We start from the raw sequence: 10,417 nt of genomic DNA on the forward strand, positions 1-10,417 counted from the left end.
CGGCGTTAAGCTACTTGAGAGGGTGAATAAGGACGTCCAAGACGTGGAGTTCACTGTTGAGAGGGGCCGTCTCTACTTCCTTCAGTCTAGAAACGCGAAGATGACTGCTCTTGCCAGGATAAAGACAGCTGTGGATATGGCGAAGGAGGGCATCATCACGAGGGAGGAGGCCTTGCTCTACGTAAGCCCAGAGCACGTGCTTCAGTTGTTGTATCCACGTATCGATCCCAAGGCCAAGGCGCAGCCAGTGGCCCAAGGCCTCCCGGCGAGCCCCGGCGCGGTGTCTGGGCAGGTGGTTTTCCACCCAGACGACGCGGTGAGGTGGGCCGCCCAGGGCAGGAGAGTTATACTAGTTAGAGTTGAGACAAAGCCCGACGATGTGCACGGCTTCTACTCAGCAGTAGGCGTCTTGACCAGTAGGGGCGGCATGACTAGCCACGCGGCGGTGGTGGCTAGGGCTATTGGAAAACCCGCGGTGGTTGGCGCTGAGGCTATTGAAATTCACGAAGAGGAGAAGTACTTCAAAGTGGGGAGCCACGTGGTGCGCGAAGGCGACTGGATAACTATCGACGGCCACACCGGCAGTGTGTACATCGGCGTCGTGCCCACGATAGAGGCTGAGTTAATACCTGAGCTGGAGGAGTTGCTTAGGTGGGCTGACGAGTTTAGACGCCTCGGCGTGAGGGCAAACGCAGATCTGCCGGAGGACGCCGCCATTGCCAGGAAATTCGGCGCCCAGGGCATTGGTCTGTTGAGGATTGAGAGGATGTTTAGAAAGCCCGAGCGTTTGGAGTTGCTTAGAAAAATCATACTCGCCGAGACGCCTGAGGAGAGGAGGCCACACCTAGAAAGACTCTACAAAATGTTGAAGGCAGATTTCAAGGAGGTGTTTAAGATAATGGATGGGCTTCCCGTCATCGTGAGGCTAATCGACCCGCCGCTACACGAATTTCTGCCCAAGCCTGAGGAGGTGCTGGAGCAGATATATCAGAAGAAGATGCGTGGAGAAGACACGGCGGAGCTCGAGAAGTTGTATAGACGCATCAAGGCGTTGCAAGAGGCTAACCCAATGCTAGGCCACAGGGGAGTAAGAGTTGGCGTTACTCATCCCGACTTCTACTACTACCTAAACAGAGCTATACTTGAGGCCGCCGCCGAGCTTAAAAAAGAGGGACATAGCCCGGCGGTGGAGATCATGATACCGCAAGTCTCCGAGGTCCGGGAGATAGTTTATGTTAAGGACAAGGCGATTATGCCGGCGCTTAGAGACGTGGAGGAGAGCTTCGGCGTCAAGTTAAACGTAAAGATTGGCACCATGGTTGAGACGGTGAGGGCGTGCCTCACCATAGACGAAATAGCTAGACACGTAGACTTTATAAGCTTCGGGACAAACGACTTGACGCAAGCCGTGTTTAGCTTTAGCCGCGACGACGCAGAGAACAAATTCATACCGCAGTACCTAGACCTGAAGATAATAGACGCCAATCCATTCGAAACAATCGACGTAAAGGGCGTAGGTAAATTAGTGGAGCAAACAGCAGCGACAGCTAAAGAGGCAAACCCATCTATAGAAGTCGGCGTATGTGGGGAACACGGCGGCGATCCCAGATCTATACACTTCTTCCACAAAACAAAAGTGGATTACGTCAGCGCGTCCCCGTTCAGAGTACCCCTAGCCAGGCTAGCCGCCGCCCAAGCCGCGGTGTTAAACCGGCAAAATAAGCACCATCAAAAACCAATTTAAAATAATACACACTGTACATACATGTGGACTAGGCTAAAGAATTTCATAACCAGCATGTGTCTGATACTAGCGCCGTATATAGACGTCTGTAGATTCGGCGGTCCGCCGGAGAAAAGCCAAAAAACCGAAGTGAGAAGCGAGAGGTGTACAAAAATAAAGTAATTTTTTCAGAATCCCCGTGAACCTCCTCCACTTCATCGGATCCTTCCACACCGAGGTAGCCAAGATGCTAGACTCAGTAGACAACGCAGGCGAGGCCAACGGCTACCTGGAGTGGATAAACGGACGTGTGGGCAGATACGAGATCTATCTCTTGTGGTTCCCAAAGACGAGACGCCTAGCCTACCTCGTTAAAAGCTCCGGCAAAGTAAAAGAAGACGAGATAGAGCTGAAAAATTCCCTAGACGCCATAGCATACGTAGAGCGGTTAATACAGCAACTAAAAAACGAAAAGCCATAGACGAAGCTGGTTCACGTTACACCAACAGGTTACAGACAAGGAGAGGTTCTATGAGGACGTGGAGCCCCGGCCGGGATTTGAACCTTGCCCCAAGCCCCCTCGCGGGGGCTTGACGGGACGTCCGCCTACTGCTAGCCTACGGGTCTGCAGCCCGCCGCTCCTCCGGAGATTTCCTCTTTACCGAACTGAGCTACCGGGGCTATTTCCAATTCTGTGTAATATTTTTAAGCTTACCTGCCTGTTCACTAAGGGGCGCTTACGACAGAGGGGGATGGGATCTAGTCGTTTTGGTTGTCTTCTTTTGTGTTCTCACCTGCTCGCCCTTAGTGCCACGTTTCTCTTTTGTTGCTGTTAGAGATGTCGAAGTTTATGGCGGTGTGGTCGACGTGAACGTGCCTGAAGCCGTGTTGCTTAATCCCGGATTGCGCCGTCAGCGCTGGGTTTATCTCGATCTAATCGCCCCCCGCCCTGGCTAACACAGCGCACCGAGTTACTGCAACCGTCGGCGTGGGACTGGTTATGATACGGCGCTGGCCATTATGTCTAGTTTCTCTCTGTCTTCGAGGCTTAAGCTTCCAGGGTCCACAGAGGAGAGTATTATCTCGGCGGCTGTTCTCGGATTTGTGAAGTAGTAGGTAAATGGTCCTATCTTGACGCTCTTTAGCCTTCCTTCTCTTTCTAGTACGTAGACGTGCCACTGCACGGCTCCCCAGCTCTTCTTAGTAAGTTTCACTATTTGTGAAAGTGTTACCGCGCCCATCTGCTCAACTACACGTAGAATTTCTTTCCTTACTGGGTCGTCTGCTGAGGCTGTTTTTATTCTCGAAATGATGGGTGCGATGGGCACTAGTAGTAGCTCTCTCCTGTTGCTCACTAGGTGGCTTAGACCGGCTACAGCCGCCACGCCGGTTGCTATCGCCACCGCAGGCACCTCGGGGGTTTGTATCGGGGTCGGTGGTGTTGGAGGTGCCGGCTCAAGATTTATCCACCCAGCTATACGTACACCGTGTAGATATGGGTTGACGCATACTATGTCCACTGTGGCTGGATCTTGCACTGGGGTAGTTGGGGTTGAGTTGCAGAGGGGAGGTAGCGACGAGTATATAGTAACTGTTGCGTTGGGGGGCACAGGTATTGTGAATACCCATATAGAAAGTGGAGCTAGAAATAGGAGTATAGTGAAGTTCACATACTAGGTATTGTGTTCTAATTTATTTTTTGTGGTGTCTACTTCTTTGCATAATTTAGAAGATAATAGAATGTGGGTGTTACATATCTCATTTTTGCCACCTGGGCTGTTTTAGGTGGTGGCTTGCCTGCTACTTGGGACAATTTTTCAGTTGCTATGTACTTCCTGGTTCTTTTGGAGAGATCTAGTGTGGCCTCTTCGTATTCTATTAAGTACCCCTCTTCAACGAGCTGACGCAGAGCCTCCTCTACTAATGTAATTGACACATCTAATTTAAGCTTTAGCTCTTCGACGGCTAACATGACTAAGGCGTATATTGTATTAAGGTCTGCGTTTGTGGCGACGGAGGCGACGGTAGCTACCAGCTGTTTAATATCCACACGTACTAAATGTGCCTATTATATAAACCCTCCGGTAGTTATACAAAATCAAAACCACTTAGAGCTTGGTATTTTCCTTAGCTCCTGTAGTATGAATTCGGCGAGTTTAGTCACAGGTTTGGTATAGAACTGGCCCCTCCTATTGTAGTAGTCTAGAGTTGCGGAAAAGGGTATCTTCACGACGGCGCCGGGGTACTCGATTCCCCGCTCGTGTTTATTTAACACGGTTATGAGCTTTGCGTCAAAAAACTTTTTTAGTAGCGCCACGGGCTTTGTGCAGTCCTCATACCCCTCGACAACTAAGACAACTATGTCAGATTTATCAAGTCCGAAAACCTCGATTGGCGTTATGCGCGACAGCTGGTACATATCAAGCACGACGACGTCTATCGAGTTCTTTATGATATTTTTCCTAACTGCCTCGCTTAAGTCTTGAAATATGCGCTCCCAGTTCTCTACTCTCCACACGGTGGCTGGGTCTATCGCTATTGGAATTACGTAGATATTCTTAGCTCTTGTATCTCTATAAGCCTCTATGTTTGGATTAACGCTCTCTATGTCAATCGGCGGGGCGGGGAAGAACCTCGAGGCCCCCCCTCCGAGGTCGATAAGTAGTACGTTTAGTGGAAGAGCGGCCGATACGTTGACGGAGAGGGTTGTCTTTCCAGCTCCTCCTTTACAGCTGGTAAAGGCGACTGTCCCAGTCTTTATCATTTATTACGGTTGTGGAGCCGGGCGGCACTTCTCAGCGAATATCGCCACTAGCGCGGCTAGTTTATTATTAAACCTATCCGCCAGCTTCACCAAGTCCTCTGGCGACATGGACTTGCTTAAAGCCTCTATGTGCGGCTCCTCCAGCAGGTCTATGTTTTTAAAAATCACGTCTATCATCCTGTCGTTTATTACCAGAGGCGTCGCCTTAGGCGCGATTAGGAATCTCACGAAAGTCCTCTCCTCTGGCGGAAGCTTTGCTATTGTCGACGCCACATAGCGCATGAACTGTCCCACATCTGTACTCTCCCTGACCACAGCCGCAACTTCCTGGATGGCTGTTGCCTCGGGCTTCGGCCTTGGCTCCTGGACAGCTTGTGCAACCTCCTGTCTAGGCTCCTCTTTTTCTCACCTACTAAGTCCTAAACTTCTCCCCTTGTATTTTGACTTAGTTTTTAAGCATTGTGTAGATCACGCGGTAATAAGAAATAGCGGCGACAAGTCTGAATAAAGTTGCTTGTAGAACTTTATTAGTTTCGCCGCCGCGTCCCACAGATTATTCAGCTCTCGAATTGCGTCGAATACCTCGTCCAGAGTGAGATAGGTGTCTCGCCCCTCCTTTACGTCCAACAGCCTAGCTCTGAGTTTTTCGATAATAATTTCTGACTCTCGTTAGTTAACAGCCTCTCCCTGATCTCGTTCAAGCCTAACTGCTCCATCTCAGGCACCTCCCAGCCTATCCACGACGTTGAGAAGCCTCTCGCCCTCGTTCTTTATGTAGTTCTCGGCCAACTCCTGTCTTGACGATGTGTGTAGCTCTGAGAGTTTTACTAATTCTTCAATAAAGACTGCGTCGCCGTACTTTCTTATATCTCTCCACGTAGGCAAGTTACAGTTTGTTTAAATAGGTTTGAGACATGCCTTGTGCGGGCTGTATTTCTCGACCACATCGCCGTAGCCGGCGCCCGCCAAGGCGATTTCCAGTTGCCTTATGGCGCGGCACGGAGCCTCGCCAGCGGCCTTTGCTGCCGAGGCCACCGCGGCCGTAACGACCACCTCTCCGCACCCCGCGCCGCACCTCTCGTAGATCAGCGAGGCGTCCCCCACCACCTCTACGTACCTATCTAGTAGGTATTCGTAACTTTCGCCAATCTCAATGGCGGTTACGAGAGCCTGGGCCAGCAACTCCCCCGGCACGACGCTGGCGTTCTGCACAGTGGCGAGGGCCAGCTTTTTTGTAATCGAGCCGCCGAGGCGGAGGGCCATATCGACGTAGTCTCTAAATGGCCTCAAGTCTACCCTCCCCCGCTCCGAAGACTCGTAGAGAAAATTTAACACCTCTATCCACCCCCGCTCCCCCACGTCCTCCGCCCTCAGCCCCGCGTAGCGCTCTAGGCCCTCCGCCGCAGAGGGCGGTAGCTCTATGCTGAGCCGCTGGGGGTTTAAAACAGCATCTAGCACCTCCTCTTGTAGCGCCCCGCGGCGGCATAAAGCCCTCATCTTCCCTATACACGGGTTCTCTCCCGTGGCGACGGCGGCTATGGCCTTGGCGAGGTCGTCGCTGGCCTCGTAGGCTATTACATATGCCTTGACTAAAGTCCTTAGTCTAATCTCCCCCAGCCTTAATCCACACTTTTTTACAGCTTCGTCCGCCGCCTTTCCCAAAGCCTCGCCGTATAGGGGATCCGCCTTCCTCAGCAACGCCTTGACGTACCAGCGCGGGCGCATGATCCGCTTCAAATCCTCTGAGGCTTGTAGGGCTAGGATCTTCACGTACTCTCTATGGGGGCCCGATACCTTATCGATTAAGGCCATTAGTCTTTCCAAAGTCCTTACCTTCGCCTCTACCAAGTCGTGGTGAACCGCCTGGCTGGCTAGGACGGGGGGTAAGTTTTTGCTATTAAGTGTGTGTACAAACGCCCTGGCTTTTCTGCAGGTGGGGGCGTAGAAAGCTTGGGCTAGTGTAGAGAGCCTCTCCACGTACGTAGCTCTCGCCTCCTCTACCAGCGACACTGGATCCTCGTCGCAGTATTGTAGAGACCTGGCTACGTGGTACGCCATGTAGTACGTGCCCTCGCCCCACTTCGCCGCCAGCTTTGCCACTTCCTTGGCGTAGTCCTCGCCGCAGAAGACCTCGCTGTTTCTCAAGAAGATCTCCTGGGCAGTCTCGGCCTCGGGTCTTACTACGATTTTCTCGTATTGGGCCAGCTCTTTTCTACACCTAACCGTCAGGTCTGTGGGCAGTACGAGAATTACGGGGTAGCCGCTTCTCCTCACGTAGTCGGCCCTATTTGTAATCTTGCTACAGCTGTCTCTCCAAAGGGCCGCGTGCTCGGACCACACCTCAGGCTCTGCGTAGAACTGGGGCGGCACCGCGTCGAAAACGGCGAGCGCGGTCTTTGCCTTTTTCGCAAGTCTTATATACTCGGCGAATGTCGACGTGTCCGAGGCTAGGTCTATCACTACGGCGCCTCCCTCCAAAGCTAAATACGCCGTCGAGTAGACAAGCACGGACTTTCCCACGCCGTGCGGGCCGGTTACCAGCACCGAGACTCCGCTTTCCACCCGCTTCTTCAACTCGCGCATCAGTGGGGTCTCTACGACTGAGACACTCTGCTCTCCTAGCCTAAGGCTCATCACGCCGCCGCGGCGGCTTAAAATATGCACGGTTTAGACAGCGCGCCCCTATTTAACTCCGGGATTTTAAATCATATATTAAAAAACGGTTTGCATAAACTTCTGTGTCTACAGCGTTAGATGCAGGTATCGCCGGTAGCCGTATTATTCGCATATTATTAAAACAGAGCGAGGTAAAGGCAGACGACACGCTGGGCAGGTTATTCCACTTACTGGCGGAGATGGGCTATTTCGCGAAGAGGGGCGATAAATACAAGAGAACTAACAAGATCCCTCCCCCTGCTTCAAGCCGCCTCTTGGGCTCCGTATTCGATGATATAATCATCCCTTACCTGATAGGCGAGTCTGCCAAGCCGAATTACGAAGCCGTCTTCGCCGCCACCGCTATTTTCCAGCCTTACAGAGTGAGGGTGGCGGATAAATTCGGTAGGGGATCGCTGGCGCTGGTCGCCGGGTGGTTGCCATGTGGGTTCTCCACTGAAATATCGGCGGCTACAGGAGCCGACCTAGTCATACTAGACGAGCATTGGGAGGCCCTTGTCCTTGAGGAGGAGAGGGTGTCGATCCTCCCCCTGGAGCTTGAACGGGTTGGGGAGTCCCTGGCCCCCTCTGTTTTTATAAGCTTCGAGGTGGGGCATCTGGAGGATCTACCTGTTGATAAGTACGGAAGATTTTCCTTCGCCGTCTTTTGCCACAGATCTATCGATACGAGAAAGGCGCGCGAAATAGCAGATAAGATTTACAGAGTTAATTTCACAGGTGCGTTGGGGATCTTCGCCGACTTAATTGCAGAGGCTCTGGGGCTTGGGAGGGGTGAAGAATGCGGCCGCGGCGGCAATATCACATACAAGGACGGTGATATCTGTATTACCCATGTTTCCTAGGAAGAGAGTGGTGAAAACCGTTGTGTTTCTCGGCGTCGGCGGCGTGGGGAAGACGACGTATATATACAGAGTGTTGGGTATGGCTAAGACTCCTAGAGTCACGAGGAAGCCCGGGGTCTACCAGATGCCGTATGGCGATTGGGAGCTTTATCTAGTCGACACGCCGGGTCAGTACGCGATTGAGGTGGCGCAGAGGTACTACGAGGCGGTAAAGACCTTTGGCACACGTATTGACCTAATAGTCTACATGTACAGCCTAGTGGAGCCCCAGACCCTGGAGGCTTTATTTGAAATAGATCAGTGGGCCTCGCGGTACCCACAGCACAACGTAATACTGATAGGCAACAAGCGGGACTTAGCCGAGGAGCTGGGATACGTCACGGAGGGCGACGACGCGGCTAAGATGCTGGGCGCCAAGGCGTTGTACTACACCTCCGCGTTGAGGGACGACCCGCCCGATCTGCTACACAAAATAGTGGAGAACCTCTAGGCGAATAGCTGCAGAAACCAAGGCGCCTTCCCCGGAAGGGGCTTCAGCGACCTGAGCCTCCTAGCCTCTTTTACATTCTCCTCTTTCCTAAGCCGGGAGGATTCGTCGCCTCTCGGCGGCGCCTTAATCTCGCTGGGCCTGCCCCCCTCCATATTTACAAAAGTGAAGTAACCGTCGGCAACTCTCCTTCTCCCTCTAAATCCATACGCCTCCACCACGAACCCCACCTCTATGCTGGTAGAGCCCACGTGGGTCACCCCCGTCTTAACCTCCACTATGTCCCCCACGTATATAGGCCGCCTAAACACAATATTATTAACGCTGGCAGTTACGTAAACAGTGGGGTAGTAGTTAAAAGCCTCGACAAAAGTCGCCTCATCGAGTCTGAACAGTAGCCTCCCCCCGTACATAAGCATGCCGTCGAGGGAGTCCTCTGGCATTGCTAGGAATCGGCTGGTGGAGTGCCACCCGGCGCCCGCCGTGGGCTCCTCCTGGGCAAATACGGCGTCGGCGGACGTCCTCCACTCGTTGAAGTATCTACAAAGCCCCTCCCAGCCGGGGTCGCACTCCACCACCTTCCCAACGGGGTGGGGCCTACCCGACTGGTCAATACGTACAAATACCATCCTGCCCACCGTGGCTAGGCTGAGGGCATCCCCCCTCTTGACATACGCCTCTACGAGCACGCTCATGCTAGTTCTCCTGACCCCCACCACCCACCCCCTGAAGACAACCAAGTCGCCCAGCCTCACCGGGGAGAGGAAGTGCATCTTGTCGAGAAACCCCAGCGCCACGTCCCCCTCCGCGAAGTTCATCGCGGCGACGCTGCCGGCGTCTGCAACCCACTGCAACATATAGCCGCCGTACAGCGTCGACAGGGGGTTGACATGTCTCTGAGACACCAACCTCGTAGACTCGACCAGTGTTTCAGAGACGTGCATACCCCACCAGCTACATGTTTATATAAGGTGTCTAGCCCACACACGTGATCCCGCCCACGCACCCCCGCTACAGGAGCCTACTAGAAAGGGAGAGGGTCGTGGAGGGCTTTAGAGAGGGTTATGTAGCCGCACAGGGTTTGATAGCCCAGGGCAGGGGAGAGTGCTTCGACTACCTAATAGGAGAGGATACGCAGCCCTTCGCCTTGGAGGCCATCAAGGCGGCCGCCGCGGCTCTGTTGCTGGCGAGGCACCCGGTGATCAGCGTCAACGGCAACGTCGCGGCGCTGACCCCAAGGGAGGTCGTGGAGCTGGCAGAGGCGGTCCCCGCCCTAGTCGAGGTCAACCTCTTCTACCGCACCAGGGAGAGGGAGGAGAAAATAGCCGAGGTTCTGAAGAGGCACGGCGCCGGGCGCGTGCTGGGAGTGGGAGAAGACGCCTCTTGTACAATACCGGAGCTGTTCAGCGAGAGGAGGAGGGTTAGTTGCGAGGGGATTTACAAAGCCGACGTAGTTCTAGTGCCGCTGGAAGACGGCGACAGGACGGAGGCCCTCCGCAGAATGGGCAAGACCGTCATAGCCATAGACCTAAACCCGATGAGCCGCACCGCCCGCGCCGCCAGCATAACTATAGTCGACAACCTGACAAGAGCCATGCCGAAGCTGGTAGACGCCGTAAAGACTATGAAGAGCTACGGACGCCAGGATTTGGAGGAACTGGTGCGGGGCTACGACAACGGGAGGATCCTCGCCGCTGCGCTTCGCCACATTTCAAAAAGACTCGACGAGCTGGCCGGCGGCCTAGATTTGGCATTGGCCTAGGGCGGCGCATACGGGCTCTAGGCGCATGAAGACGTCTAGGGCGCCGCCGCTGAGTTGTATCTGTTCTGGCTTTCTGCTCCACCTCTCTACTCCTAGTGCTTTAAGCACCGCCACGGTCCTTAGGTGTTCGGCTTCGCGTCCTCCCTCGGCGCCTGCGTGTATG

General features: G+C 53.7%; 13 protein-coding genes, 1 tRNA gene and 1 pseudogene. 6 read left to right on the plus strand and 9 right to left on the minus strand.

Annotation, left to right across the window (positions count from 1 at the left end):
• From ACP5J3_RS07050 to ACP5J3_RS07060, 3 genes are all read left to right on the plus strand, one after another.
• Positions 1-1,744: putative PEP-binding protein (locus ACP5J3_RS07050; RefSeq protein ID WP_428495037.1), on the plus strand; the 1,744-nt coding region annotated here is incomplete at its 5' end.
• A gap of 21 nt (positions 1,745-1,765) precedes the next feature.
• On the plus strand, positions 1,766-1,906 hold the full coding sequence (locus ACP5J3_RS07055; RefSeq protein WP_428495038.1) for a hypothetical protein: 141 nt from the start codon (positions 1,766-1,768) through the stop codon (positions 1,904-1,906).
• Between the two features lie 16 nt (positions 1,907-1,922).
• Entirely contained in the window at positions 1,923-2,204 is a 282-nt protein-coding gene (locus ACP5J3_RS07060) for a hypothetical protein (RefSeq protein ID WP_263243944.1), read from the plus strand.
• 59 nt (positions 2,205-2,263) lie between these two features.
• Here ACP5J3_RS07060 and ACP5J3_RS07065 read toward each other — a convergent pair.
• From ACP5J3_RS07065 to ACP5J3_RS07095, 7 genes are all read right to left on the minus strand, one after another.
• A tRNA-Cys gene (locus ACP5J3_RS07065) sits at positions 2,264-2,404 on the minus strand.
• A 317-nt stretch (positions 2,405-2,721) separates the two neighbouring features.
• Positions 2,722-3,393 carry a transcriptional regulator gene (locus ACP5J3_RS07070; protein WP_428495039.1) on the minus strand — a complete coding sequence of 224 codons (672 nt, stop codon included), beginning with the start codon at positions 3,391-3,393 and terminating at the stop codon, positions 2,722-2,724.
• A gap of 38 nt (positions 3,394-3,431) precedes the next feature.
• The gene (locus tag ACP5J3_RS07075) at positions 3,432-3,773 is read right to left on the minus strand and encodes a hypothetical protein (protein WP_428495040.1); all 342 of its coding nucleotides are present in this window, start codon (positions 3,771-3,773) and stop codon (positions 3,432-3,434) included.
• 48 nt (positions 3,774-3,821) lie between these two features.
• On the minus strand, positions 3,822-4,487 hold the full coding sequence (locus ACP5J3_RS07080; RefSeq protein ID WP_428495041.1) for a ParA family protein: 666 nt from the start codon (positions 4,485-4,487) through the stop codon (positions 3,822-3,824).
• Between the two features lie 3 nt (positions 4,488-4,490).
• Entirely contained in the window at positions 4,491-4,802 is a 312-nt protein-coding gene (locus ACP5J3_RS07085) for a hypothetical protein (protein WP_428495042.1), read from the minus strand.
• Between the two features lie 402 nt (positions 4,803-5,204).
• Positions 5,205-5,372 (minus strand): hypothetical protein, encoded by a 168-nt coding sequence (locus ACP5J3_RS07090; protein WP_428495043.1) that lies wholly within the window; start codon positions 5,370-5,372, stop codon positions 5,205-5,207.
• Positions 5,373-5,384: 12 nt separating this feature from the next.
• Complete coding sequence (locus ACP5J3_RS07095; protein WP_428495044.1) at positions 5,385-7,121, minus strand: ATP-binding protein; 1,737 nt, start codon at positions 7,119-7,121, stop codon at positions 5,385-5,387.
• Between the two features lie 104 nt (positions 7,122-7,225).
• Here ACP5J3_RS07095 and ACP5J3_RS07100 point away from each other — a divergent pair, with 104 nt between their 5' ends.
• Together ACP5J3_RS07100 and ACP5J3_RS07105 are read left to right on the plus strand one after the other, a co-directional pair.
• On the plus strand, positions 7,226-8,005 hold the full coding sequence (locus ACP5J3_RS07100) for a hypothetical protein (RefSeq protein ID WP_428495045.1): 780 nt from the start codon (positions 7,226-7,228) through the stop codon (positions 8,003-8,005).
• Positions 7,995-8,495 (plus strand): Rab family GTPase, encoded by a 501-nt coding sequence (locus ACP5J3_RS07105; RefSeq protein WP_428495046.1) that lies wholly within the window; start codon positions 7,995-7,997, stop codon positions 8,493-8,495. The genes ACP5J3_RS07100 and ACP5J3_RS07105 overlap by 11 nt, the downstream gene beginning before the upstream one ends.
• On the opposite strand, the gene ACP5J3_RS07110 is transcribed toward ACP5J3_RS07105, so the two are convergent.
• The gene (locus tag ACP5J3_RS07110; RefSeq protein WP_428495047.1) at positions 8,492-9,436 is read right to left on the minus strand and encodes an acyl-CoA thioesterase; all 945 of its coding nucleotides are present in this window, start codon (positions 9,434-9,436) and stop codon (positions 8,492-8,494) included. The genes ACP5J3_RS07105 and ACP5J3_RS07110 overlap by 4 nt on opposite strands.
• A gap of 44 nt (positions 9,437-9,480) precedes the next feature.
• On the opposite strand from ACP5J3_RS07110, the gene ACP5J3_RS07115 reads away from it, so the two are divergent.
• A complete protein-coding gene (locus ACP5J3_RS07115; RefSeq protein ID WP_428495048.1) occupies positions 9,481-10,254 on the plus strand; it encodes a 4-phosphopantoate--beta-alanine ligase in 774 nt (257 codons plus the stop codon).
• Here the strand turns inward: ACP5J3_RS07115 and ACP5J3_RS07120 are convergent.
• Positions 10,234-10,417, minus strand: a pseudogene (locus tag ACP5J3_RS07120) (PaRep2b protein); the annotation flags it as partial. The gene ACP5J3_RS07115 and the pseudogene ACP5J3_RS07120 sit on opposite strands and share 21 nt — an antisense overlap.

It is taken from the genome of Pyrobaculum sp., from assembly GCF_049971835.1.
Taxonomy (GTDB): domain Archaea; phylum Thermoproteota; class Thermoprotei; order Thermoproteales; family Thermoproteaceae; genus Pyrobaculum.

Bases quoted from the DNA above. Each gene is read 5' to 3' on its own strand.
- ACP5J3_RS07055 (WP_428495038.1), top strand. From the start codon at position 1,766: ATGTGGACTAGGCTAAAGAATTTCATAACCAGCATGTGTCTGATACTA.
- ACP5J3_RS07105 (WP_428495046.1), top strand. From the start codon at position 7,995: ATGTTTCCTAGGAAGAGAGTGGTGAAAACCGTTGTGTTTCTCGGCGTC.
- ACP5J3_RS07080 (WP_428495041.1), bottom strand. From the start codon at position 4,487: ATGATAAAGACTGGGACAGTCGCCTTTACCAGCTGTAAAGGAGGAGCT.
- ACP5J3_RS07110 (WP_428495047.1), bottom strand. From the start codon at position 9,436: ATGCACGTCTCTGAAACACTGGTCGAGTCTACGAGGTTGGTGTCTCAG.
- ACP5J3_RS07095 (WP_428495044.1), bottom strand. From the start codon at position 7,121: ATGAGCCTTAGGCTAGGAGAGCAGAGTGTCTCAGTCGTAGAGACCCCA.